The organism is Pseudoalteromonas sp. A41-2 (genome assembly GCF_015767615.1).
GTDB lineage: Bacteria > Pseudomonadota > Gammaproteobacteria > Enterobacterales > Alteromonadaceae > Pseudoalteromonas > Pseudoalteromonas lipolytica.
Map to the genome: position 1 here is coordinate 3,081,502 of NZ_CP065231.1, position 24,706 is coordinate 3,106,207.

At 41.2% G+C, this 24,706-nt stretch carries 22 protein-coding genes; 4 read left to right on the forward strand and 18 right to left on the reverse strand.

Going from position 1 to position 24,706, the window contains the following annotated elements; translation table 11 throughout:
- Nucleotides 1–45 precede the first annotated feature (45 nt).
- The 6 genes from IT970_RS13920 to IT970_RS13945 all read right to left on the reverse strand — a co-directional run bounded on the left by IT970_RS13920 (nt 46) and on the right by IT970_RS13945 (nt 7,951).
- Nucleotides 46–543, reverse strand: a complete 498-nt coding sequence (locus IT970_RS13920) for a hypothetical protein (protein WP_008467575.1) — start codon at nt 541–543, stop codon at nt 46–48.
- Nucleotides 543–2,789, reverse strand: a complete 2,247-nt coding sequence (locus tag IT970_RS13925) for a hypothetical protein (RefSeq protein WP_008467573.1) — start codon at nt 2,787–2,789, stop codon at nt 543–545. The genes IT970_RS13920 and IT970_RS13925 overlap by 1 nt, the downstream gene beginning before the upstream one ends.
- A complete protein-coding gene (locus tag IT970_RS13930) occupies nt 2,782–4,389 on the reverse strand; it encodes a site-specific integrase (RefSeq protein WP_008467572.1) in 1,608 nt (535 codons plus the stop codon). The genes IT970_RS13925 and IT970_RS13930 overlap by 8 nt, the downstream gene beginning before the upstream one ends.
- Nucleotides 4,379–5,722 (reverse strand): tyrosine-type recombinase/integrase, encoded by a 1,344-nt coding sequence (locus tag IT970_RS13935; RefSeq protein ID WP_008467570.1) that lies wholly within the window; start codon nt 5,720–5,722, stop codon nt 4,379–4,381. The genes IT970_RS13930 and IT970_RS13935 overlap by 11 nt, the downstream gene beginning before the upstream one ends.
- 149 nt (nt 5,723–5,871) lie before the next feature.
- Entirely contained in the window at nt 5,872–6,564 is a 693-nt protein-coding gene (gene ssb / locus IT970_RS13940) for a single-stranded DNA-binding protein (RefSeq protein ID WP_065978307.1), read from the reverse strand.
- A gap of 19 nt (nt 6,565–6,583) precedes the next feature.
- Nucleotides 6,584–7,951, reverse strand: coding sequence for an MFS transporter (locus IT970_RS13945; RefSeq protein WP_036973178.1), 1,368 nt, complete (start codon nt 7,949–7,951; stop codon nt 6,584–6,586).
- A gap of 163 nt (nt 7,952–8,114) precedes the next feature.
- Here IT970_RS13945 and uvrA point away from each other — a divergent pair, with 163 nt between their 5' ends.
- Nucleotides 8,115–10,934, forward strand: a complete 2,820-nt coding sequence (gene uvrA, locus IT970_RS13950; RefSeq protein ID WP_074989346.1) for an excinuclease ABC subunit UvrA — start codon at nt 8,115–8,117, stop codon at nt 10,932–10,934.
- Nucleotides 10,935–10,947: 13 nt separating this feature from the next.
- Nucleotides 10,948–12,024 (forward strand): hypothetical protein, encoded by a 1,077-nt coding sequence (locus IT970_RS13955; RefSeq protein WP_074989345.1) that lies wholly within the window; start codon nt 10,948–10,950, stop codon nt 12,022–12,024.
- A 482-nt stretch (nt 12,025–12,506) separates the two neighbouring features.
- Here IT970_RS13955 and trpS read toward each other — a convergent pair whose 3' ends face one another.
- From trpS to rpe, 3 genes are read right to left on the reverse strand one after another with little or no spacing between them, the layout of a single operon-like run.
- Nucleotides 12,507–13,511: a tryptophan--tRNA ligase gene (gene trpS, locus IT970_RS13960; protein WP_036973183.1), complete on the reverse strand. Its 1,005-nt coding sequence runs from the start codon at nt 13,509–13,511 to the stop codon at nt 12,507–12,509.
- A gap of 48 nt (nt 13,512–13,559) precedes the next feature.
- A complete protein-coding gene (locus tag IT970_RS13965; protein WP_036973184.1) occupies nt 13,560–14,225 on the reverse strand; it encodes an HAD-IA family hydrolase in 666 nt (221 codons plus the stop codon).
- The gene (rpe, locus tag IT970_RS13970) at nt 14,222–14,908 is read right to left on the reverse strand and encodes a ribulose-phosphate 3-epimerase (RefSeq protein WP_036973185.1); all 687 of its coding nucleotides are present in this window, start codon (nt 14,906–14,908) and stop codon (nt 14,222–14,224) included. Before rpe ends, IT970_RS13965 begins: the two co-directional genes overlap by 4 nt.
- A gap of 327 nt (nt 14,909–15,235) precedes the next feature.
- Here rpe and IT970_RS13975 point away from each other — a divergent pair, with 327 nt between their 5' ends.
- Together IT970_RS13975 and IT970_RS13980 are read left to right on the forward strand one after the other, a co-directional pair.
- The gene (locus IT970_RS13975) at nt 15,236–15,532 is read left to right on the forward strand and encodes a hypothetical protein (protein WP_074989344.1); all 297 of its coding nucleotides are present in this window, start codon (nt 15,236–15,238) and stop codon (nt 15,530–15,532) included.
- 5 nt (nt 15,533–15,537) lie between these two features.
- The gene (locus IT970_RS13980) at nt 15,538–15,723 is read left to right on the forward strand and encodes a DUF2970 domain-containing protein (protein ID WP_196857426.1); all 186 of its coding nucleotides are present in this window, start codon (nt 15,538–15,540) and stop codon (nt 15,721–15,723) included.
- Here IT970_RS13980 and IT970_RS13985 read toward each other — a convergent pair.
- The 9 genes from IT970_RS13985 to IT970_RS14025 form a co-directional block, all read right to left on the reverse strand.
- Entirely contained in the window at nt 15,695–16,537 is an 843-nt protein-coding gene (locus IT970_RS13985) for a Dam family site-specific DNA-(adenine-N6)-methyltransferase (protein ID WP_065978301.1), read from the reverse strand. The genes IT970_RS13980 and IT970_RS13985 overlap by 29 nt on opposite strands.
- 53 nt (nt 16,538–16,590) lie before the next feature.
- The gene (locus IT970_RS13990) at nt 16,591–17,985 is read right to left on the reverse strand and encodes an AAA family ATPase (protein WP_074989342.1); all 1,395 of its coding nucleotides are present in this window, start codon (nt 17,983–17,985) and stop codon (nt 16,591–16,593) included.
- Nucleotides 17,985–19,055, reverse strand: a complete 1,071-nt coding sequence (gene aroB / locus IT970_RS13995; RefSeq protein ID WP_196857427.1) for a 3-dehydroquinate synthase — start codon at nt 19,053–19,055, stop codon at nt 17,985–17,987. Before aroB ends, IT970_RS13990 begins: the two co-directional genes overlap by 1 nt.
- 27 nt (nt 19,056–19,082) lie before the next feature.
- Nucleotides 19,083–19,601: a shikimate kinase AroK gene (aroK, locus tag IT970_RS14000; protein ID WP_036973192.1), complete on the reverse strand. Its 519-nt coding sequence runs from the start codon at nt 19,599–19,601 to the stop codon at nt 19,083–19,085.
- Nucleotides 19,602–19,780: 179 nt separating this feature from the next.
- The gene (locus IT970_RS14005) at nt 19,781–21,862 is read right to left on the reverse strand and encodes a type IV pilus secretin PilQ (protein ID WP_065978298.1); all 2,082 of its coding nucleotides are present in this window, start codon (nt 21,860–21,862) and stop codon (nt 19,781–19,783) included.
- The gene (locus IT970_RS14010; protein ID WP_036973194.1) at nt 21,849–22,385 is read right to left on the reverse strand and encodes a pilus assembly protein PilP; all 537 of its coding nucleotides are present in this window, start codon (nt 22,383–22,385) and stop codon (nt 21,849–21,851) included. The genes IT970_RS14005 and IT970_RS14010 overlap by 14 nt, the downstream gene beginning before the upstream one ends.
- Nucleotides 22,382–22,987 carry a type 4a pilus biogenesis protein PilO gene (locus IT970_RS14015; RefSeq protein WP_036973195.1) on the reverse strand — a complete coding sequence of 202 codons (606 nt, stop codon included), beginning with the start codon at nt 22,985–22,987 and terminating at the stop codon, nt 22,382–22,384. Before IT970_RS14015 ends, IT970_RS14010 begins: the two co-directional genes overlap by 4 nt.
- The gene (locus tag IT970_RS14020) at nt 22,977–23,549 is read right to left on the reverse strand and encodes a PilN domain-containing protein (RefSeq protein WP_074989341.1); all 573 of its coding nucleotides are present in this window, start codon (nt 23,547–23,549) and stop codon (nt 22,977–22,979) included. The genes IT970_RS14015 and IT970_RS14020 overlap by 11 nt, the downstream gene beginning before the upstream one ends.
- A complete protein-coding gene (locus IT970_RS14025) occupies nt 23,537–24,616 on the reverse strand; it encodes a pilus assembly protein PilM (protein ID WP_074989340.1) in 1,080 nt (359 codons plus the stop codon). Before IT970_RS14025 ends, IT970_RS14020 begins: the two co-directional genes overlap by 13 nt.
- Nucleotides 24,617–24,706 lie beyond the last annotated feature (90 nt).

Consider the following 24,706-nt stretch of genomic DNA (forward strand, 5'->3'; position numbering starts at 1 on the left):
TATTTTATTCAAATATCCCCCATAAAACGGGAATAATTTCCTTATTTAATCTCTATTCTTTTTGGGTAATCCATCATCTATCATTGAAAACAGCTTATTCAAATCGACACCATCCATCTTTTGGAGGTTATGCTGCCAACGAGCAAACCTTTCAAGTAAATTATCATTTAGGCTATTTAATCTATTATTTTCTGAGTTAAGCCTTTCATTCTCATTTTCAAGTTTTTCAACACGCTTTATAAGCTCAGCAATGGTTGCATCATCATTGTCTAAGTTTTCTAAGAGCTGGCTTAATTTATCAGAGCTATCAAATAGCGACTTGGCTTCTTCGATTGCAGTAGATTTTTTAGATCTAAGCTCTTCTTTCTTTAGGTCAAATGCATGTTTTATTTCATCATGCTTTGTGTAAGTGTGCCTTGATGGGGGGCGTTTTAAGCCCAATTCTGATTGAAGTTTTTCTGAAAGAAGATCATATGTGAGCTTACCGCTCCAACCATCAATGATGGCTAGAATCGTTTCTTTATTGTCAATTACAAAAGCCATTATGACTCCTCCAGATCAGATAATGCCAAGGCAGTAAGATCGAAAATTGGAATAACATTTTGCTCGTCAATATTGAGTGATCGTTTGACAGGGGAAGGGTCTAATTCGTCAGGAATCCTGATAGGTGTACCATCAGGTCTGTTTGGATCTTCCATCATAGCAATAATGGTTTTAATCTTTGATAACCTAAAGCCTAATGCAGTTACCCAGCGATCAGCACCGAAAACTATATCTCCTGCTTTAACGATTGCATCCTCTAGCTGCTCTTTATAAAGCTTCTCAAGGTTTTTAAGCTCTTCTAGGGTGTTAGGCAGTCCCTTAAGGCATTCATGGTCGCTACAGACCGCACAATCGCCATTTTTAACACACGGACTTTCTGCATAATTGTGAACGCAATAACCTAACCCTGTGAACTGAGCGACACCTGAGCGATTAATTCCGAGAGATTTAAGAGAGACAGGTAACCCTAAATCATGCAACACGATTGCCGGAGGTGGCGACTCTGATGTGTATGGCGATAAAAACTGATTGGCTTGAGCAACCGTCATAACACCTTCACCATTTGCAACATGACCAATACGCTTGGTTAACCGTGATTTTTGCTCTTGAGTTCTTCCATCGTAAGCTTTGTTTTGTTCAATATCAGCGCGACCCGACCACTTGGCAATCAACCAATCTTCTTCACCAGCCAGTTTCAACTTGGTGTTTAACCAATGCCTAGGTTGGTGAGTATTTAACTGTAATCGAGTACCATCTTCGTCTGTGATTGCCAATTCATCAAAGATTGATTCGATTGTCTCTTCTCCTGAAGGGCGATCTGAACCTATTGCATCACTTACAGAACCGTGCCCGGTCATTAGCCAAGAAAAAGGCTTAACATCAAACTCTTTGTGAAACTCATTTTCTCGAACTAACGTTATGCAATCCCAAAGCTTCACATCACCATAGTTGGGAAAGTCTTTTGTTTTATATTTTTGGTCAACAACAGAGCGAAGATCTCTATAACTAGGGAATTTTATACTAATCCCAGTAGGGTTATGAGTGTGTTTGGTCAGTATTTCGTTGTCCTGCGAAACTTTACACCCATTCAATAAATCCTTTTTCCAATCTGCCACATGATTGATTTGGCTTATTAAGTTACGTAACCATTTTAGTGAACCATTATGCGTCCAACTCATCTGTGTTCCGTTTGAATCCAGACCAGTCTTTAAGCACATTGCTTTTGCAAATTGATTATATGTTAACGGTTTGTCTTGAGGAAAATTAGCAGGTGTAATGCATTCATTATGTACTAAAAATACTTCTGGATTTTCATGAGCAAATTTCGCCGCAGCTCTAGCGGGAGCAGAAATATCAATGAGTCTGTCAAATGCCTGCTGTACGACATCCTCTAGTAGTTTAGGCACCCATTTTTTGACGGGATCTCCTCCTTTTGCAGGATGCCACATTAGATATAAACGTCCTTTTTCACTTCTTTGTAATGAGTTTGTTGTTAAACCATTAAGTTCTGTATTTCTACTCGGCTGACACATCAGCATAACGCATAGGCTAGTGAAGTATTTTTGACGAAGTGTTTTAGCTTTATGAAAGGCATCTGCCACTTGCAGCATTTGATAGTCAGAAGGGCATTTATCTTCCTCTTCTTTACGACTATCCTTATCAAGTTTAATTTTTGAATCAGATGGACGAGGGAATGGGTTTGACCACTCTTGTAGGTCTAGTTTGAATCGCTTGTCCTTGATGAACTTCAAAACCTTTTCAAGTGAAAGTCCAATATTGCGCTTGCTTCCAGTACTTAATCCACTGTTCTTAATCTGCTCCTCAACACTATTTATTACCGTGTTGGTGAGGTTCATAATATCAACGTCTGCTCTTTCATTTTGAGTCGCGTTTTCTTCTAGGGCATTGTAGATCCACACTAAAGATGAAGCCCAAGCGGTTGAATCTTTATGATTCAGCGACTGTTGGTATCGCACATAGGCTTTGGCAAAGTCAGCAAATGGCTGTTTGAACGGTATATATTTGGAATGGTTTACACTGTTTCCAAACACGATAGTTAATTTCTTTTCTCTTGCTGTTTTCCAAGACCATTTATCGCATTCCCATCCATTCTGAATTCCAAGAGGAGCTTCAAATTCATGATCATCAAAAAGCGTTAAATCGTTTTTTGCGAATGCTATGAACTCAGCATAATTTTTCTGGAAATCTAGTTTATGCTTGGGTGTAAATACCAATACATCAGACATTTAACGCTCCTTCTTTTTCCAGCTCTTGCTTTCTAGCATGACATTTTTGAATGACCACTTTGATCGCATCAATACTGCGATTGTGGCCTTGCAATACAAACTCACTTGCCCCCATCTTTCGCTTGCGATCACGTTCAGAAATAACACTTTTCAGGACTTCCGTATGAGGCGCATTTAGCCAAGGTTGAAATTTATTGCAGGTGTAACAATGAATTGTGCCATTTGCACAAAACCCAAATTTTCCGCAACTTCCCACAGGGTTACCATCATTGTTGTTAATTCGACTACGAGGATCATTGGCTCGAATTGCATCTTTTTCACTATCAATCAAAGTACCCGAAAATGCTTGCGCTAATGGCGTTAAATCAGATGCAAGTGCTTCATCAAGCCTATCAGCCATTTCTTCGTTGAACTCTGTATAGACTTTGACTTGCTGGGTATCTGACTGGCCTAATTCTTCAGCTATTGCATAGTCACTTGCACCTAGCATTGCCATATTGGTCGCATGGGTATAGCGGAATCGTCTGGGGTTGATATGCAAATCACCAAACCCGTCATCTAACTTAATCCGTGTTGTTTTTAAAGGGCAAAGGCGAGACAAGCGCCTGATCATTTCACCGACTGATGGGTTTGCTCCTTTGGTCCGTAAACATAATAAGTCAGGCGTACTTTGTTGTAGCTGTTCAAATTCATCAAAACTTTCTAACTTAGCCACTTCTCGTGTATTAAGGAAAATAGGGATTTGCTTCTTTTGGCTGGATGTCAATTTAATATCAAATTGCTCTTCAACAGCATTGATGGACTGATTTGCTTGTGCTGTAAGCACCAGCATTAAATCTTCACCAGTATCCTCCTTGGTTTGAAACGATCCTCTAAAGTTTTCATCACGTTTTTTGGCATTAGGGAGTTGTAAATCAAAATGCTCAACTCCTTCTTCAACCCTTGTTATTAAGTCACCATAATAGAGATAGGTGAGTTGAACTGGACGGGCACCTGTTTGTTGTAGCGCCATGATAAATGCATAGTCAGTCAACGAGATCAGTTTCTCGGTAAAAGCATCCACATACCAGTTTATAAAGGCCGTTTGTTCTTCATATGAGTACGCACCACTAAAAGGACAACCTAAGGCAACGGCTTTTCCTTTTTCATTACCAGAAAGTTTGAGTGAGTTAAGTAACTCAACGGTCTTTTTATCAACTCCTTTGATCTCTTTGTCATACCAGTCGAGTATAAATGCACGAATGTAACCAAGCTTATACTCTGTGCTTTTAGTGAGGGTCGCTTTGAAATTCACTATATGCGGTTCCCGAATAGCATCACTCACACCAATTGCAAAAAGTAATCGGCTAAACATGAATATATTCAACGCATAAGAAGAGGAAAATTCTGAAGCATAGTCAGCCAAGGCCAGTTTGAAATTATTTTCGAACTTTGGATCTAAATTTAACGAAGCGAGTAACTCAAAATTCAGCGACTTATTTGCATCTAATTGCCAAAGATCATCATACACATCAAATTCATAGTTAGCTTTGCTGTATCGCTTATCGGATTTCGTTCTAGTGCTTCTTGAACCTTGTAACTTGTTTGCTTTAACCGCCATGATGACCTCCTTCTGCTTTGTGCTTCATCTTCGCTTGCATTTTTTTACGTATCTTTTGCGCTTGTTTTCTTGCTGTTCGTTTGAGATATATCTCACCTGATTTGAGAGATGAATGTCCGTTTAATTCTGCTCGAAGTTCAAGTTCTCTTTGTTCTGTAATCGTATTTTCGTTGGCGTATTTTTTCGCTTCTTCATGCAAGCCTTCCTGCTCTAATCGTTTAACCTCTTGTTTAACAGCTTCTCTTTCCTCATCAATGGTGTCTGACAATTGATCATTGAAATAATGTCGATAAGAGTGAGGTGTAATAGCCCAGAAACGCTCTGGATTCACTGCTTTTATGCTATTAAAGATATCGTTAATGGTTTGCTGAATGATCGGTTGCCCAGATTGATAATGTCCCTCTTTGTCTTTGTGTGAAACAAATATAAATGGATGTGTTTTCGCTACTTTTGTACCAGCACGATGAACCTTGATATAGGTATTTAACAAGTCTCTAAGCTCTTTTGAGATAGAAACAGCTCTGCCAAGGGTCTTTGCCGTTGGCTCTTTTAAGCGAGGATCATCTTTACTGTCATGTCGTCTAACTACCGACAATGTTGGATTATCTGTATCTGTTCCTATGTCGCTGATCCGAAGCGCTAGTAACTCGGCACATCGAAACCCTGTCTCATACAACACTTGAACAATTAGATAGTTTCTAAACTTAATAACAGGGTTTTTAAACGGGTTGTATTTTGAATCTGGCTTAGCCACCTCAACAAAATCTTCAAAGACATCATCTGTAATCCCAGATTTATCCAAAGAAGTCTTTTTCGATTTTCCTTTTGGCTTACCACTCTTAAGTCGAGTTTTCATTTTATCTAACTCATCAAAAAGCTCGGCTGCGGTTGGTTTATGTTTGACTCGTTCTTTTCCAATAAAAGTCAAGAACTCGGCAATGTGAGCAATTCTAGATATATATTGAGATTTACCTATCGTGGGCTTGTCTTGTGATTTAGATAAGTGAAACTGTCCCATATCGACCACATTACTTGCAGTTTTCACGCTTAAAGCTTTGGCCTGATACGAACAGTGTTCCTTCAGATCCTTAATATCATCTCGACTGGGTACTTTACCGTTGTATATCTCGTCAAGAAGATCTCTACCGTTGATCTCCTCCCAACGTTTCAAATGTTTAATGTCTTTTAGATATTGCTCAATTGATGTTGCCGCTTTAGTCATTCGCAGTTTTTGCGTGACAAAGTGAGTAACCCAAAAATCAGGAACGCCATCTTTTCCTAATAAAAAGACGTAGCGCTCTCCACTTTTAAATTTCTTTACGGCAACTTTCATAAACACCCGCTAATAAACATTTATATTTGTTATAAAGTAATATAATAGATATTTTTAAGTTTTCAACATTAATTTTCTAATAAAACTAAAAAAGCCGCTATAAAGCGGCTTTTAAGATTGTTTTTCAACATTTAATATTTTGTCTTTGGTTAGAACGGGATATCGTCGTCAAAATCGATTGGTGGTTCCATTGGGTTTGATGCGCCACCTTGTGGTGCATTTTGTGGCTTAGGAGCAAAACCACCTTGCTGTGGTGCGCTGCTTTGCTGTTGGCCATAACCACCGTATTGGTTGTTATTTTGCTGCGGTGCAGGTGCAGGCTGTTGTTGTGGGCGCTGTTGTTGTGCTGGCGCCGGTGCTGACTGCTGCTGAGGTGCATAGCTGTTGCTTTGCGCTTGCTGCGAACCGCCACCATAGCCGCCACCTTGTTGTTGACCACCTTGGTAACCGCCTTGTGATTGGCCACCTTGATAACCACCACCCTGTTGGTCGCCACCACGGCCACCTAACATTTGCATTTGACCGCCCATGTCTACCACGATTTCAGTGGTAAATTTTTCTTGGCCAGATTGATCAGTCCACTTACGTGTTTGTAAACGACCCTCAATATAAACTTGTGAACCTTTACGAAGGTACTCACCCGCTACTTCAGCTAGCTTGCCAAATAAAACAACACGGTGCCATTCTGTACGCTCTTGCATTTGCCCTGTGTTTTTATCTTTCCAGCTGTCAGTCGTAGCAATGCTGATATTCGCTACACCATTGCCATTAGGCATATAACGTACTTCTGGATCTTGGCCTAAATTACCAACCAAGATTACTTTGTTCACACCGCGTGCCATGGAACTTCTCCTTTAAACGTTAGATTAAACCAGCCGCTTTTCGTGCTTGGTCTAGGTCAAATTCTTTATCATTAATCTTTAAATAGCTGCGATTTTCATCGCAAACAACCGTTGCTTCTATTACGCCCGGTAAAGCAACTAGACGAGAAGCAAGCGCTTGTGCCTGCTGCTCGGAACTTAATTCTGTCATTAAGCTAATAATTTTACTTCTTGGTGGGACTTGCATATTCCAAGCAAGGATAAGCCATATTACCCCAACAAGTGCCGCCGCCGCAAACACTGCTTGCGCACTTAGCGCTTGTGCAACATAGCCCCCCAATAAACCACCTAAAAAGGCACCAAAAAACTGCGTAGACGAAAACACGCCCATGGCAGAGCCTTTCTGGTTTGCAGGGGCAATACGAGACACTAATGCAGGCATAGTGGCTTCTAAAAAATTAAATGCGACAAAGTAAACTAACATACACACACCGATGCCAATCACAGAATCAACCCAGAATGACATCGCCAGCATGCTCAATACTAATAAAGCGATTGAACCAATAAACGCCTGTTTTTCTTTTTCTTTGCGGATAGCCACTATCATCATTGGCGCCATTAAGAAAAACGCTAAAAATAAGACTGGAATATATAAATACCAATGATGATCAGCAATTAATCCATCTTTAATTAATTGCCCCGGTAAGGCTACAAACACCGTGGTTAACGTAAGATGAAGTAACATAACCCCAAAATCTAAACGCGCTAATTGCGGGTGTTTAATTAATTGTTTTATGTCATCTAAGGTGGCAAGCGTGTCGCCTTTGGGTGCCTTGTTTACAGCATTCGGAACCAAAAACAAGACAATAAAAATACCTAAAATGGCCAACCCAGCTGTTAGCCAAAAAACGCCAGCAACACCCCAAGATGCCGCAACTATTGGCCCTAGTAGCATCGCAACAGCAAAGCTCATACCAATACACATACCAATAACAGCCATCACCTTTGGACGCTGCTCATCTCGGCTTAAATCTGAAGCCAAAGCAAGTAACGCACTGGCAATCGCGCCCATACCTTGTAATGCACGGCCAAACGTCACCATTTGTACCGACTCGGCGGTGGCAGCAATAACGGAACCAAGCGCAAACACGCACAGGCCTCCAATAATCACTTTTTTACGGCCTATTTTATCCGACAACCACCCCATTGGAATTTGTAACACGGCTTGCGTTAAACCATACGCACCGATTGCAAAACCAATCCATAGCGGCGAAAAACCTTCCAATTGCTGACCATAAATAGCCAGAACTGGCATCAACATAAATAGGCCAAGCATACGGAACGCAAACACGCTCGCTAACGAAACGGCAGCGCGTTTTTCTCGGGAGTTGAGTGAAGATGCTGTCATGAATTACTGAATCTTGCTGTCTATTAAAATGTAAGCGTGGATTCTACCACAAGCGAAAAATAAATAATCACCTGTAAGTGAGGATTTTTTCTTTGATCAAGGATTAATCTTGTCGCGTATTGTGAGATACTGAAATAATCACTTGGTAATAAAACGAGATAGCATGGAAAACATTGAAGTCCGAGGCGCCCGTACGCACAATTTAAAAGACATCAGCCTAACCATTCCCCGTGATAAGCTGATAGTTATCACTGGCCTATCTGGTTCAGGGAAATCGTCTTTAGCGTTTGATACATTGTATGCAGAAGGGCAACGTCGTTATGTAGAATCACTCTCAGCCTATGCAAGACAATTTTTATCGTTAATGGAAAAGCCTGATGTTGATCATATCGAAGGTCTTTCACCGGCTATCTCTATTGAACAAAAATCAACCTCGCACAATCCACGTTCGACGGTTGGCACAATCACCGAGATATACGATTACCTGCGTTTACTCTTTGCCCGTGTTGGTGAACCTCGCTGCCCTACCCACGACCTACCACTGGCAGCACAAACAATTAGCCAAATGGTCGACACGGTTTTAGCTCTGCCAGAGGGCAGCAAACTCATGCTACTCGCCCCCGTGGTTAAAGACCGTAAAGGTGAGCATGTAAAGCTACTTGAGCAACTAGCAAGTCAAGGTTTTATTCGTGCCCGTATAGATGGTGAGGTATGTGACTTATCAGATCCTCCCACGTTAGAGCTGCATAAAAAGCACACGATAGAAGTGGTTGTCGATCGTTTTAAAGTGAAAGATGGTCAGCAGCAGCGCTTAGCCGAGTCATTCGAAACAGCCCTTGATCTTTCAAGTGGTGTTGCGCACGTCGCTGCAATGGATGACTCACTTAGCGAAGACATGCTTTTTTCAGCAAACTTTGCCTGTCCAACATGTGGCTACGCTATGAGCGAGCTTGAGCCTCGCCTTTTCTCGTTTAATAATCCTGCTGGTGCATGTCAAAGCTGTGATGGTTTAGGGGTTCGCCAGTACTTTGATCCCAATCGTGTGGTGCAAAACCCAGAGCTAAGTTTATCGGGCGGTGCGATTAAGGGCTGGGACAAACGCAGCTTTTATTATTTTCAGATGCTGCAAGCAGTGGCTGAACACTATGGCTTTGACCTAGAAGCCCCGTTTCAAGAATTAAGTAAAGATGCCCAAAAAGTCATTCTTGAAGGATCGGGTAAAACCAAAATCGCCTTTAATTATCGAAATGACCGCGGCGACCTTATTACTCGTAATCACGAGTTTGAAGGTGTATTAAATAATATGAACCGCCGCTACCGCGAAACCGAGTCAAACTCAGTTCGCGAAGAGCTGGCAAAATATCAAACCAGCCAAGCATGTCCAAGCTGTCATGGTTCTCGTTTACGCCAAGAGGCTCGTCACGTATTCATAGGTCAAACTAATTTGCCAGCTATCACCACCATGAGTATTGGTGAAAGTATGGCATTTTTTGAAGGCCTAGCGCTTACAGGTCAGCGTGCTCAGATTGCCGATAAAATCTTAAAAGAGATCCGTGATCGCTTATCGTTTTTAATAAATGTTGGCTTAAACTACTTATCACTTGAGCGCAGTGCAGACACACTATCGGGTGGTGAAGCGCAGCGTATTCGCTTGGCAAGCCAAATTGGTGCTGGGCTTGTTGGTGTTATGTATGTACTGGATGAACCGTCAATTGGTTTACACCAACGCGACAACGACCGCTTGCTAAAAACCCTTATTCACCTTCGCGATTTAGGGAATACCGTGATAGTGGTTGAACACGATGAAGATGCAATTCGCGCTGCAGATCACATTATCGATATTGGTCCAGGTGCCGGTGTTCATGGTGGTCATGTTATCGCACAAGGTACGCATGACGATATTTTAGCGAGCAAAGACTCTATCACCGGGCAATACTTATCGGGTGTGAAAAAAATTGAAGTACCAACCACTCGTCATCCAACGAACGACAAATGGCTTGAGCTATTCGGCGCAACGGGTAATAACCTAAAGAATGTTGATTTAAAAATTCCATTCGGTTTGATGACCTGTATCACTGGTGTTTCAGGCTCTGGTAAGTCAACGCTTATCAACGACACCTTATTTAAACTCGCTCACACTGAACTTAATGGTGCAACGACCGCAGAGGCCGCACCGTATAAATCGATTAGTGGTCTTGAACACTTTGATAAAGTAATTGATATTGACCAAAGCCCGATTGGCCGTACGCCACGTTCAAACCCTGCCACATACACCGGTATTTTTACTGGTATTCGTGAACTGTTTGCTGGCACCCAAGAAGCCCGCTCACGAGGTTATAAAGTCGGTCGCTTTAGCTTTAACGTGAAAGGCGGTCGTTGTGAAGCGTGTCAAGGTGATGGCGTAATCAAAGTAGAAATGCACTTTTTACCAGACGTGTATGTGCCGTGTGATGTATGTAAAGGTCAGCGCTACAACCGTGAAACACTTGAAGTACAGTACAAAGGTAAAAATATTCACCAAGTATTAGAAATGACCGTGGAAGACGCGCGCGAGTATTTTGATAAAATTCCCGCGATTGCCCGCAAGCTACAAACCCTAATGGATGTTGGCTTGTCTTATATCCGTTTAGGGCAAGCAGCAACAACCTTATCAGGTGGTGAAGCGCAGCGTGTAAAACTGGCACGTGAGCTATCAAAACGCGACACGGGTAAAACACTCTATATACTTGATGAACCTACAACAGGTTTACACTTTGCTGATATTCAGCAATTATTAGTGGTGCTTCACCGTTTACGCGACCATGGCAATACCATTGTAGTGATTGAACACAATCTTGATGTGATCAAAACTGCTGACTGGATTGTCGATTTAGGCCCTGAAGGGGGCTCTGGCGGCGGTGAAATTTTAATTTCGGGTACCCCTGAAGAAGTGGCCGATTGCGAACGTTCACACACAGGCAGATACTTAAAACCACTACTATAAAAAAGGACGTTGGGTGCGTAGGTATTTAAAAATAGCGAAGTGGCGCGCTAATAAACAGTTTCAACAACAGCAGCGTAGCTGGCAACCTCATAAAACAAGGTTGGTTGAACGTATACAAGCCATTTGGTTTAACTTAAGTACCGCACAAAAGCTCTACCTTTTAGCATTAAGCAGCCTGATTGTTCTGCAATCAGGCTGGCTAAGTGCCACCATCACTATCATTGCCCTCGTTATTGAATTTTGGCCTAAGTTTAATCAGCTGTGGCACTCTTTAGCGGGCAAAGCACTCATCTTAATTTTCTATGCCAGTATCGCAAACTTTGTATTAGCTGGGGCCAGTGGCATTGTTAATGACGTTACCCATGTGTCGGCCAACCACTTTAACTATACCCATAACTTTGCCACCTTACTGTATTTGCCCCCTTGGGCAATGGGGATCACATTAGGTACCCTGCTGTTGTTTCAACTTTTTTTACCCTTCTATATCTTCATTTTATTATTAATAAAACCGTTTGGCTCAGAGCGAATAAAATTTATTAGTCAAAGTTATTCACCATTATTAACGGCTATAGTGCGCTTTATATTAGCGTCAGTGGTCTTTATTAATCTGACTTCGTTCATTAATGACAAACCACCTGAAGAGGTGCTTGATAATATTCTTACAAGCTTTGTTGATGGCCAAGCGATAGCAAAAGAGTCACCCTCTGAGCAACAAAAAGCCGTTGAAGAAATCAGTGAAAAAATAGAACAACACCTTCCAAAGAGCAGCGCAGAAACGCCCCCATCTAAGCGCAATGTTGAGATAGACAGTGAGGGTGAGAGTGATGGTGAGAGTGAAACCGTTGAAAACTTACGTCAATTTTTAAATACCAAGGGCTACTTTGAGCGCAGCAAACGTCTCATTGCCATGTTTGCTTTTAGCTTTGAGGCTGATAGTTACTCTCGTTGCTTAAAAGATGAGACGAGTAAAGCTGTGGAATTGAATGATTATGAGATTGTTCAAATTACCCCCGATCACAATGCGCCGTATGGCTATCGCTTTTCGGTGATCGCTTGTGATTCGCCTGGCGTTACGCCCGTTAAAAAATAGCGGCTCAAACACGCTACTCACTTAGCTTACTGCGTTTTTTGAAACCAATGGAAGAAAGCGCAGTAAAAGCAAAGCCTACTAAAGCAATAAAAAACACTAAAAAGTACTGATTAAAAGCTTATTTTCTTTCATAAGATTTAAATATAACTCACTGATAAATAAAAGGTATAAATTAAAAAACCTTATCAAACAAATTGCTCATATCTTGATAAGCGACATCCCCCCTCTAAGGCCGTTATTGTAGCGCTATCAACAGGTCACCAACCTTTATACCTGAAGATATACCCAACCAGCTTTGATGAAAATTGAGTCATATTTTAAATGTGATGAGGAACGTAGAATGGAAAAAACAGATAAATATGCTGTGTCACTCATTTGCCTATTTAGCGTCTTAATGGCATTGAGTTTCTGTTAGACGCTTAGATATAAAAATACCGCTTATAAGCGGTATTTTTATATCTTTAAAAGCCGTTGCTATATGACTACGGGCGAGGAATAAAACCCACCGCGTCGTACACTGCTTTTAATGTTTTTTCAGCACGAATACTCGCTTTCTCAGCGCCAGACTTCATGATGCTATTAAGTAACGCTTGATCATCACGAATTTCATGAAAACGCGCTTGGATAGGCTCAATCATGCTAACCACGGCTGCTGCTGTATCCTTTTTCAGGTGACCATACATTTTATCTTCGTACTCAGGCACTAAGTCTTCGATTGAGCGTTTAGTGGCAACTGATAACAAGGTAAGTAAATTAGATACGCCTGGCTTTTCTTCACGGTCGAAGTAAATACGTGCTTGCTCATCTGAATCAGTAACGGCTTTTTTCAGTTTCTTTTCAATCTTCTTCGGTTCATCTAACAACATGATGTAGCCGTTTGGATTTTCATCTGACTTAGACATTTTCTTTAATGGGTCTTGTAAGCTCATTACACGTGCACCAAATTCAGGAATGTATGGCTCAGGAAGCTTAAATACATCTCCGTACAGGTTATTAAAACGCGTCGCAATATCACGAGTAAGCTCTAAATGCTGCTTTTGGTCTTCGCCTACTGGCACTTGATCAGCTTGATACAACAAAATATCAGCGGCTTGTAATACAGGGTATGAAAATAAGCCCACGTTTACGTTATTAGCATGCTTTGATGACTTGTCTTTAAACTGCGTCATACGGTTAAGCTCACCCATTTGCGCATAACAGTTTAACACCCAACTAAGCTGAGCATGCTCTGGCACTTGAGATTGAACAAATAACGCAGATTTTTCAGGGTCGATACCACACGCCGCATACAATGCAATACCATCTAAAACACGTGAGCGCAGCTGCTCAGGATCTTGACGTACAGTAATGGCATGTAAATCAACCAGCATAAAGAAACTTTCGTGGTCTTCCTGTAGCTTAAGCCACTGGTTAATAGCGCCAACATAGTTGCCTATTGTCATACCACCGGTTGGCTGAATGCCACTTAACACTACTGGTTTACTCATGATGTTCCTTTATTTTACTAAACTAATAAGACTAAATTTAAAATGTACTTACCTTTGCGTAAGAACAGGTATTATATCTAAGAAATTATCACAGAGGTACTCTGGATTGAAATCAGCAAGGTTTTCACCTTGGTTATAACCATAACCGAGCGCGATAACATCAACATTAGCGGCTTTAGCTGCTAATACATCGCTTTTAGAGTCACCGATCATAATGGCTTTTTCTGGGCTTACATTAAGTTGTGTGCAAGCAAATTGTAACGGTTCAGCTGATGGTTTTTTTGTCATATCATCGCCGCAAACAATAAACTGAAAATGATGAGTAAGTGCCAACTTATCAAGTAGTTTTTCAGTAAAGCGGCGTGCTTTGTTGGTTATGATGACTTTGGGTATGCTTGCCAGCGCTGCAAGACCTGTCTCAACGTGCTGATAAAGCGCGCTATAATCACCAACAACCTCATCATAGTGCTGATAAAAAAGAGTGATAGCTTGCTGTGCCAACGCATCATCTAAATGCTCGCTTATTTGCATATCACCGCTCAAGCCTCGCTTAACAAGCGTTTCTATGCCATTACCAACCCAACCTTCCACTAATTTTTGTGTGACCACTGGGAACGCTAAATCTGTTAGCGTTAAATTCATGGCAATATACAAATCATAAACACTGTCGACTAATGTGCCGTCGAGGTCAAAAAAGGCAGCATCGTATCTCATGAATTAACGTTTCCTAGCTCTGCACGCATTTTATCGATCACCTCTTTGTAATCAGGTTGGTTGAAAATAGCAGAACCGGCAACAAACATATCGGCTCCTGCCTCAGCGATTTCTGCAATGTTATCCACATTAACACCGCCATCCACTTCAAGGCGAATATTTCGACCTGATTGTTCAATAATTTTACGCGCTTGACGTAACTTGTCTAAGGTATGTGGAATAAAGCTTTGACCGCCAAAACCGGGGTTTACCGACATCAATAAGATCACATCAACTTTGTCGAGTACATGCTCAAGGTAGCTCAGGCTGGTTGCAGGATTAAACACCAATCCCGCTTGGCAACCACAATCTTTAATTAGCTGTAAGGTGCGGTCAATATGTTCACTGGCTTCTGGGTGAAAACTAATAATTGATGCCCCAGCTTCAGCAAAATCAGGAATTAAGCGGTCAACCGGCTTCACCATTAAATGCACATCTATCGGTGCGGTAACACCGTAGTCACGTAATGCTTTGCAAATCATGGGGCCAAAGGTCAGGTTTGGCACATAGTGGTTATCCATTACATCAAAATGTACAACATCAGCACCACTGGTTAAGACGCGATCGACATCTTCGCCTAAACGCGCAAAGTCGGCCGATAAAATAGACGGGGCAATTAAATACTTTTGTAATGTTTCCAGCATGAGAGATCCCTTAAAATTTGCTACAGCAATGAAAGTGCGCTTAATGTAACCCAATCGTTAGCTGATTTAAACACCGGCACGAAAGCGCAGCGCCCGACAAAATAATAGAGTCAGCCTTTTAGACTATTGAATCTAGGTAAAAAGAACGACCCCATTGCGTATAACCTCTTTTTTAATAACAACTAAAAACAAACAAAAATCAAACATTTCATTTACTTCAAGCTGCTAATTTTACTAAAAAATCATCTAATTCAGCATTAATTAAGTTTGTTATTTGAACAACTTTTATGTATGCTTATCTAAATAACACAAACAAAGGTTATTACAATGCGTGCTTTTAAAACTGGGATCTTAATCGCGTCCGCACTTTCAGTTACTGCTTTTGTATCACTTTCTTCAAATGATGAAGATACATTTCTAGCAGCCACATCAGACTGTCAATGCAATACGATTACTGTATCGTCTTCGACTAATCAATGTATTCAAACTAATAAAGAAACGGGTTGGTTTTCGTGGATAACGGGCGATAGCCGTAGTGCTCAATTTCATTACTTAGATTTACTTGAACTGTTAACTAGCAGCGAAGAATCAAATAAAGTTAGCGGTTTAGGCTCGACGTTCTAAATCGCATGAAAAAATTCTTTGGTGCATTACAAAGTGTCGTTGCGGCATTTTTTGGTGTTCAATCAGAAGACAAACGTCAAGCTGATTTCAAAGAGCATTCACTCAGCTCCCTCGCTGTGATTGCCCTCATCTTATTTATTCTTTTCGTCGCTGCTATCTATTTCACCGTGTCTTTGGTGCTAAATACATAGCCATTAACTCATTGACTTTATTGCGTGAACCGCCTTTAGGGCTGATTGTTCGCTTAACTTGAATCTCGTCTAATGATGCTTGGCTGTATATTTTACGCGTCCAGACCGTATCATGATTCGAGATAAGCACTGGGGTATTGTTTTCAAAAGCAGCTTGCTCGGCTAAATTTGCTAGGTTTGCTTGATCATCTAAGTTAAACCCCCCTTTAGCATATGACGTAAAAGACGCGGTTTTACTAAGCGGTACATACGGTGGGTCACAGTACACAACAGCGTTTTCAGGAATAAGCTTAAAGACTTCGTCATAGCCTAGGCAGGTAAACGTAGCTTGCTGTGCTTTCTCAGCAAAAAAGCTCATTTCTTTTTCAGGGAAATAGGGACGTTTATATTTTCCAAAGGGGACGTTAAAAATCCCCTTCAAGTTATAACGGCATAGACCATTATAACCATGACGATTCATGTATAAGAATAAAATAGCACGTTCATACACATCGCTACTTTGATTAAACTGCACACGATATTCATAGTAAGCTTCTGGCTGGTTGTTTAATTCAACAAACAATTTTTTAGCGTCGCTAATAAACTCATCTGGCGAGCGCTTTAACTCTGTGTATAAATTGATGAGATCTGCATTGATATCATTCAAAATATAATGCTTAAAATCAGTATTTAAAAACACTGAACCCGCACCAACAAAAGGCTCAACTAAGGTGTCTGCATTCATACTCGCTTGTTTTAAACGGGCGTGAATGTCCTCAACTAGGCTGTATTTTCCGCCTGCCCATTTAAGGAAGGCCCTGGTCTTTTGCTGCATCTGCTCTTAACTTCAATTCAGTGTTGCGCGATTTTACACTAATCAGTTTTAATTTACTGATCTAGTGAAGCGATTTCTTGTTTAATTTTACTTATTTTTTTATAAAAAGGCTGATTTTTACGCACATTTTCAGAAAGTGATAAGGCTGCTTTCTTAGCATCACTTAAGGTCGAAAAACTGCCATAAGTGACAATCCACCATGGCTTGCCACTGCGCATACTTTTATAAGTATTCACTTGCCCTTGTAAGGTATTTTCAGCGATAAATTTCTCGCTGATCTGTGGGTTCGTGACAGCCAATAGCTGAATAACAAAATTATTGTCTGGCTGTGCTAAATACCAAGCATTACCGCTAAGTAGTGGCGGTTTGTCATTCACAGGCTCTTCTATGAGTGAATCAATGTTATCAGTATTTTTCGCATCAGAGGTCAGCGCAGCGGCAATTTCATCACTGCTTGGCTTTTCTACTGGCTGTGATGGTTGCTCAATCGTTTTATCTGGCGCGAGGCTATCAACAATTGCAGCAACATTATTTTCATGCTTTTCATCGGGTTGCTTAATAATCTCTGCGGTTTCAACTGTTGGCGATGGCAGCTCAGGTGCTCGTTCTGGTTCTAGCTGCTCAACGGCTTTAAGCTCGGTGTCTCTTTGCGAGTTAACAACAGCGTCAGTAGAAAGTGCCGTTTCCACCGGTAAGGCGGTATCTTGTTGATAATGCGCTTTCCACCACTGCGTCATATCAGCTTTGTATAAAAAGCCAATAATCAACAGCATGGTCGTTAACAACAATAAAATGATATACAGCAGCTTATAACTTTTTTCTGGCGCACGAATATCAGCGGTTTGTAGCTCAGGTTGCCATGCAAGTAGCAACGCAGGATTGCCCTGTGCTTCTTGTAAAAAAGTACGAAATACAGGGTCTTCCTCAACAGGTAAGTTATCAAAAAACCAGCGCATTAGCTGCTTACTTTCACTTATGTTCAATGCTTCAAGATGAATTTCAACCGCTTGCGTAAACTGCCCCGATGATTGTGAGGCAAGCAAAATATATAAAGTTGTTGGGCTTTGTTTTGCTAACGTTTCTAACTGTTGGATCATTTCATCTGATAAATGACGGCCGCCATCAATCACCCACAAACAATTACCGCAGGGTTGTTGTTTATAAAGCTGATAAAAGTTTTCAGATAAACTGAGGGTGTGATCAATCAGTGGGTTACGAAAGTTTTGTTCGAGTAGCTCAGTGATGAACTGTTGATCAGTCATCTTGCCAGAAAGTTGTACAAATGCTTTGTTGAACTCAAGATATTTGTCGGTAATAAACGTTTCCAACAAATAACTTTTTCCTAATCCTGATGCGCCTAATAAGCATATTAGGTTCTGCCCATATTCGAATTGGAGGGCAATACGATCAACTAGCGCTGCACGGCTAGGCAATATTTGTGATTGCATTAGCGCGCTATTAAATCACAGACCTGCTGATCGGTTACATCACTGACCAGCGCACATTGACCAAATTGTGTAGGAAGAATAAAGCGAATGGTGCCTTTTTTATTTTTCTTATCTTTGCGCATATGAATCAGAAACTGCTCACTGGTCATCTCGCTTGGAATATCCACAGGTAAATCATACTGTGATATTAACTGTACAATACGCTCAACCTCAGATACTGATAAGTCGCCTCGCGTGTGTGCCAGTCGGGCTGCAAGCACCATACCTGCCGCCACGGCTTCTCCATGCAACCAATTACCGTAACCCATTTGTGCTTCAATAGCATGACCAAAAGTATGGCCCAGGTTTAGGAGTGCACGTAAACCAGCTTCTTTTTCATCTTCTGCAACAATAAGTGCTTTGATTTCGCAGCAACGATAAATCACATGCTGAAGCGTTTGCTCGTCAAGTGACTTTAACTTTGCGATATTTTGCTCAAGATAAGCAAATAGCTCTGTATCGTAGATTAAGCCGTACTTGATTACTTCTGCCATACCGGCTGCAAACTCGCGCTCTGGCAGAGTATGCAATGATTTGGTATCAATAAACACAGCTTGCGGTTGGTAAAAAGCACCAATCATGTTTTTACCCAGCGGATGGTTAACCGCTGTTTTACCGCCCACAGATGAATCTACTTGCGACAACAATGTCGTCGGTATTTGAATAAACGGCACACCACGCTGATAACACGCAGCTACAAAGCCCGTTAAATCACCTACAACACCCCCGCCTAATGCAATTAAGCAGGTGTCACGACCACAGTTATGCTCAAGTAAAAACGCTGAAATCTTTTCAAACCAATCCAGTGATTTAAATTGCTCACCATCAGGAATAACAAAAGATAACGGATTAAGATCAGCCAACGACGTCATTACATCATCTAAATACAAAGGTGCAATGGTGTCGTTGGTGATAATGATAGGTCGACAATCGCCAATGTGCTCGCGGAGTCGACCTGTCTGTTGAAGTGCAGATTGACCAATATAAATAGGATAACTTCGCTCGTCCAAATTAACAGTTAATTCAAGCATCGCTAATTTCCTTTTTATTATTGGTTTTTAAAAATCTAATTTCTCAATGATTTGATTAGCAACAACTTTAGCGCTTTGCTCATCAGTGCGGACAACAAAATCAGCCACTTCTTTGTATAACGGTTCGCGTTCTTCAGCTAAGCGCTCTAATACATCGCGCGGTGCTTCTTCTGTTTGCAATAATGGGCGACGCTTGTCGCGCTGTGTGCGTGCAACCTGCTTTTCGATCGGTGTCTCTAGGTATACAACAATACCTCGAGCAGAAAGCTTATTACGAACTTCTTTACTGATCACAGAACCACCACCAGTAGCAAGAACAATGCCTTGCATCTCAGTTAAGTCTGAAATAACAGTCTCTTCACGAAGTCGGAAGCCCTCTTCACCCTCAAGATCGAATACCCAAGCAATATCTGCTCCTGTACGACGCTCGATCTCTTGATCTGAATCGAAAAATTCAAGGTGTAATTGGTCAGCAATGTGACGACCAATTGTGCTTTTGCCAGCCCCCATAGGGCCCACTAGAAATATATTACGTTTCTCAGCCATATCTTTTTAGTACAAACGAACTCTAAAATTTGAAATAAAACCCCGCCTAACGACCTGGCCCCAAAATTAAGGAGGGGATTATCTCAGTAATTGATTGGTCATTTCAAGTCAATTAGCGTAAAAAGCCTCATAACGAGCAATTAAACCTGCGAATTGCTCGTTGCTTAAGAAAAAAACACTTAATCTATCTGAATTTTTGGTGTTACGAAGATTAGCAACTCTCTTTTTTCATTAAATTCACTCGTACTTCTAAACAGCACACCTAAATATGGAATGTCACCTAGTAGAGGTACTTTCTTTGTTGAGTTCACAATTTGTTGTTGAAAAATACCACCGAGTACGACGGTTTGGCCATTTTCAACCAACACTTGTGTTTGGATCTGTTGCGTATCAATAGCGACTGCAGGGCCTGTTGGAGTCTGTACCGTATCGCCTCGTGTATCTTGAGTGATAATAAGGTCAAGAATCACCTTGTTGTCTGGCGTGATATGCGGTGTCACTTCAAGGCTTAATACCGCCTTTTTGAAACTCACCGTTGTTGCACCACTTGAAGCAGCCTCTACATAGGGAATTTCAGTACCTTGCTCAATACGGGCTTTTTGCTGGTTTGCTGTGGTAATACGAGGGCTGGCAATGATTTCACCTTTATTTTCTTCTTCAAGCGCAGTCAGCTCGAGATCAATTAAAGTGCCATTGGCAAGTTTCGCAACATGCATACCAATGCTCCCTGCTGGGTTTGAGATTGGTAAGTTAACATTTAGACGATCAGCGACGTTCGGGATCAAACCATTTGAAATCGTTTCAGCGCCTTCAAGTGTTCCCGCTAAGCCATCAGTGCCTTGCTGGTCACTAAAGCCCCAACGCACACCTAAGTCTTCTTGTACGTTATCACGAACCGTCACCATACGAGACTCAATAACAACTTGTCGCACCGCAATATCAAGCGTATCAACCATACGGCGAACACTCTCTATGCTCTTAGCGGTGTCTTTAATTAATAGTGTATTGGTGCGCTTATCAACCGACACGCTGCCACGTGCAGAAATGATGCTGTTAGTGTCGGTTTTTAATAAATCGGCGAACTCTTCCGCTTTCGCGTAGTTAAGACGAATATATTCACTGTATAAAGGCTCTAGGTCTTCAACTTGCTGTTTTGCTTTTAACTCTTTCGCTTCGCGAGCAGCCAATTCTTCAGACGGTGCCACCATTAAAATGGTGCCATCCATGCGTTTGTCTAAGCCTTTCACTTTTAACACCACGTCGAGTGCTTGATCCCATGGCACACCTTCTAGGCGTAATGTGATGTTACCTGACACTGAGTCGCTGGTGACAAGGTTAAACTCGTTATAGCCTGCGATAATTTGCAGCACAGCACGGACCGGAATATCTTGAAAGTTTAAGGTCATTGGGCGACCTTGGTATTCAATACCGCCATCAAGGTATGCGCGTTGTGAGTCATCTTTTTCGACGGTCAAAGTAAAGATATTTTCGATCTGCTGATGCGTAAATTTAAATGCGGCATTAGGTTCAATTACAATGCGCGTCAAATTATCTTCTTTAAACGTTTCTATCGTGCTAACAACAGTGCCAAAATCAAGAACATCTAATTGATATAATAAATCGTCTAAAATGTCTGTATGGTGAAATTCTGCAACAATTTTACCACCGCTTTCATGTACATCGATTGCCGCTTGCGTATCTTGTAAAAACACAAGTAAGCGCGCTTCGCCTTTATCACCGCGACGAAAATCAATTGATTGCACCGTATTAATGTAATTATTTTTTGCTGATAGCGGATCAGCCGACTCATCGGTGGTGATTGGGTTGTCTGATACGTGTAAAGTGACGATGTTATCTTTCGCAGTCGTTTTATAAATTTTTAAACGCTCTAAAGAAACGGTTACTTTCAAGCCTTGTGATGTCATTGTGCTGCTGACATGTTTAATACCCGCCTGATTTATTTCAACATCGCGGACATTGTTATCTACACCGACATCGCTAAATAACATCTCAATGCGTGCAGGCGAATTGTACACTTGCACTTTTGGCTCAAAGGTAAGGGCCTCATCAAACACTAACTGTAATTGCGTTTCGCCTTTCATCAAGGGGTTATAACGCACATCATAGAGAAGAGGAGCAGCAATCGCTGTCTGCGTCATTAAGAGTGCCAATGCCGCCAACATAAATTTGTGCATGTGTACTAACCAAGCCATTCCTTTATGCATCTTATTTTTACCTTTCATACGATTAACTTGCACCATTTGTATCTGCCTCTAACATTTCTAGTTTTGTCAGACGCTCTTTCCAACAACCAGACCCATCAGGAATTAATTCTAATAATTGTATATAATTGTCGTGCACTTCTTTTATTTCACCATGATACAAACCTAGATAATTACCCTCTGTGACACGATATAGCGTGTCGTCAGCGGCTTTGATCAATGCCCAGGTTCTCCCTTTACTACCGATAGTGCCTTTCATTGACAAGTTATCGAGCGGGTATTTTTCAAGTGGTTGACGAACACGGTCAGGGTCTGGGTGTAAACAGTTTTTAACTTGAACCAAGTTATTTTGAATTATTTCTGGTTTTGGAGCGACAAACGGACTACGTAACTCACCTGCACTGTATTCAAAATATTCAAACTTTGCCATTTGAGGAATAGGCTCAACCTCAGGGGTCGTGCTCGCTTTTACCTGATCAATAAACTCTTTTTGTTCTGAAGTATCATCATTACAGGCGCTGAGAAGCAAGCTCATAACAATAATTAACGGGAGCTTTCTCATTTCTTAGGCCCCCCTTCATAACGGTAGGTTTTTGCCACAACGCTAAAGGTTAATTCATTCTCGTTAGACGTTTGAATGGTAAAATCATGCAAACTCACAATACGTGGTAACTGTGCCACTTTGCCAACAAAGTCACCAAACTCATGATAGGTTCCTATTACCTCAATTTTAATGGGTAATTCGGTGTAAAACTCTTTTTTAATTTCCGGCAACCAGCCAATCTTCAAAAAGGTTAAGCCGCTCGTTGTCCCCACATACGATAAGTCGTCAAGGAGCCCCGGTGTTTCATTCGACGTTGGTAAGCGTTTTAAAAGCTGTGAAAACTTTTCTTCCATGTCGACCATTTGTTGACGATATAACTCTAATTTACTGGCTAAAGCGTATTTTTGTTTGTACGTATTGCGCAGTTCGGTTTCTTTTGCAACCGCGGCGTGATAGCTGGTTATTTCGTCTGACACTAACAAGCTATAGCTGAAATACAACACGATTGCCGCAACAAACGCACAACACAGTGCTTTTACAGCAATGGGCCAATCGCCCATGTTTTCGAGTTCTATTTCATTCCAATCTATTTCAGTTAACGATTTGATATCAAGGCTCATTAGGTGCTTCTCCTATTTTATCAAACGGTTTAACGTAAAAATCCATATTAAAATCACTCAATAGCCTAGATGTTTGTTCACCTGCAACAATGCCTTGCATTACGGGTCGCTCTAACAAATAAGAGCTTTGCACTTGTCGTAACATCGTCGATAAGCGATTGTTAGATTCACTGCGACCAATCACATGAATACGGTCATTTTGGCGCTCAAGCTTGGTAAGATAGACACCCGCTGGCACTATTTTTGCCACTTCATCCATAATCTGCGTACCAAGGTTACGACTACTTTGTAGCTCTTCAATGAGTCGCATGCGTTGTTGAAGGCTTTCTTTTTTCTTATCAAGATCATTAATCTCGCGGATACGCTGATTAAGCAAGGCAATTTCTGTATTTAAGAAATCATTTTTTATATTTTGCCCTTCGCGTAAACCACTATAAAAAGAGCTTAATATATACATACTTAAGAAACTGATAACCACAACTGCAAAAAGTACTGTCACAAATTTATTCTGTGATTCTTTACGTTGTTGTTCGCGCCAAGGCAGTAGGTTTATATGTGGCATGATGAAAAGCTCCTTAACGCCAACCCAGTAGCTATCGCAAACTGCGTTCGGTGACGCTGCAGCACATTGCGATCAACTCTTGGAGAAACCTCAATGTTTGCGAAAGGATCAGCAACCACAGTATGAATTCCTAATTCTTCAATGAGTAAGCGATCTAACCCTTCAATCATCGCCGTGCCACCGGTTAAAACGATATAGTCAACATGATCTTTGCCACTTGTGGTTAAGAACATTTGCACCGCACGTCTTACTTGCTGTAACAACGATGTTTGGAAAGGTGCCAATACTTCAAAGGTGTAATTAGGCGGCAAATCACCGGTTGTTTTGCCGATTTCAGCTTCATCAAAACTTTTGTTGTAGTAAGCAACAATGCTATTTGTATATTGATCACCACCGAACACTTGGTCACGGGTATAAATAGTTTCACCCGCTTGTACCACGCTCACTAACATCAGCACGGCACCAATATCAACCACAGCAACACACTTATTGTACGCATCGCTTGGCAACTGCTGGTAGTACACATCCATTGTTCGACTAAGTGCATAACTTTCTACATCGACCACTTTAGCTTTTAAATTAGCCGTTTCTAAAGCACCAACGCGTGCCTCAACACTTTCTGTACGGGCAGCTGAGAGCAATACATTAACCTTGCTCGGATCGGCCTCATTAATGGCGAGTTTTTCAAAGTCTATATTTACTTCATCAAGTGGGTACGGTATGAGGCTATCTGCCTCAATTGCAATTTGCGACTCTAATTCAGCATCAGTTAATGATACATCCATGAAAATCACTTTGGTGATCACGGTTTGACCAGACACGGCTACTGCCGCAGCCTGAACAGATTTAGGTATTTTCCTTTTTAATTTAGCGATAACATTGCCAATCGCTTCAATGTCTTGAATTGTACGCTCAGACATTGCTCCCTTTGGCATTGGCTCTATAGCTAACGCCTCAAGTCGCAAACCTGTGTCTGTCTCCTGCAACAACACTGCTTTAATGCAGTGCGATCCAATGTCGATCCCTACCATCATAGATGAAGGCTTTTTAAATAGCTGACTTAGCATGTTTGCAACTTGGCCTTTGTTTTAATAATAAACAAGTTATAATTTTTATCTGAAAAAATATTATTCATTTTTTAATCAATATATACTAGC

Coding starts and splice junctions, on each gene's coding strand:
- IT970_RS13920 (WP_008467575.1), bottom strand. CDS start 543: ATGGCTTTTGTAATTGACAATAAAGAAACGATTCTAGCCATCATTGAT.
- IT970_RS13925 (WP_008467573.1), bottom strand. CDS start 2,789: ATGTCTGATGTATTGGTATTTACACCCAAGCATAAACTAGATTTCCAG.
- IT970_RS13930 (WP_008467572.1), bottom strand. CDS start 4,389: ATGGCGGTTAAAGCAAACAAGTTACAAGGTTCAAGAAGCACTAGAACG.
- IT970_RS13935 (WP_008467570.1), bottom strand. CDS start 5,722: ATGAAAGTTGCCGTAAAGAAATTTAAAAGTGGAGAGCGCTACGTCTTT.
- ssb (WP_065978307.1), bottom strand. CDS start 6,564: ATGGCACGCGGTGTGAACAAAGTAATCTTGGTTGGTAATTTAGGCCAA.
- IT970_RS13945 (WP_036973178.1), bottom strand. CDS start 7,951: ATGACAGCATCTTCACTCAACTCCCGAGAAAAACGCGCTGCCGTTTCG.
- uvrA (WP_074989346.1), top strand. CDS start 8,115: ATGGAAAACATTGAAGTCCGAGGCGCCCGTACGCACAATTTAAAAGAC.
- trpS (WP_036973183.1), bottom strand. CDS start 13,511: ATGAGTAAACCAGTAGTGTTAAGTGGCATTCAGCCAACCGGTGGTATG.
- IT970_RS13965 (WP_036973184.1), bottom strand. CDS start 14,225: ATGAGATACGATGCTGCCTTTTTTGACCTCGACGGCACATTAGTCGAC.
- rpe (WP_036973185.1), bottom strand. CDS start 14,908: ATGCTGGAAACATTACAAAAGTATTTAATTGCCCCGTCTATTTTATCG.
- IT970_RS13975 (WP_074989344.1), top strand. CDS start 15,236: ATGCGTGCTTTTAAAACTGGGATCTTAATCGCGTCCGCACTTTCAGTT.
- IT970_RS13980 (WP_196857426.1), top strand. CDS start 15,538: ATGAAAAAATTCTTTGGTGCATTACAAAGTGTCGTTGCGGCATTTTTT.
- IT970_RS13985 (WP_065978301.1), bottom strand. CDS start 16,537: ATGCAGCAAAAGACCAGGGCCTTCCTTAAATGGGCAGGCGGAAAATAC.
- IT970_RS13990 (WP_074989342.1), bottom strand. CDS start 17,985: ATGCAATCACAAATATTGCCTAGCCGTGCAGCGCTAGTTGATCGTATT.
- aroB (WP_196857427.1), bottom strand. CDS start 19,055: ATGCTTGAATTAACTGTTAATTTGGACGAGCGAAGTTATCCTATTTAT.
- aroK (WP_036973192.1), bottom strand. CDS start 19,601: ATGGCTGAGAAACGTAATATATTTCTAGTGGGCCCTATGGGGGCTGGC.
- IT970_RS14005 (WP_065978298.1), bottom strand. CDS start 21,862: ATGGTGCAAGTTAATCGTATGAAAGGTAAAAATAAGATGCATAAAGGA.
- IT970_RS14010 (WP_036973194.1), bottom strand. CDS start 22,385: ATGAGAAAGCTCCCGTTAATTATTGTTATGAGCTTGCTTCTCAGCGCC.
- IT970_RS14015 (WP_036973195.1), bottom strand. CDS start 22,987: ATGAGCCTTGATATCAAATCGTTAACTGAAATAGATTGGAATGAAATA.
- IT970_RS14020 (WP_074989341.1), bottom strand. CDS start 23,549: ATGCCACATATAAACCTACTGCCTTGGCGCGAACAACAACGTAAAGAA.
- IT970_RS14025 (WP_074989340.1), bottom strand. CDS start 24,616: ATGCTAAGTCAGCTATTTAAAAAGCCTTCATCTATGATGGTAGGGATC.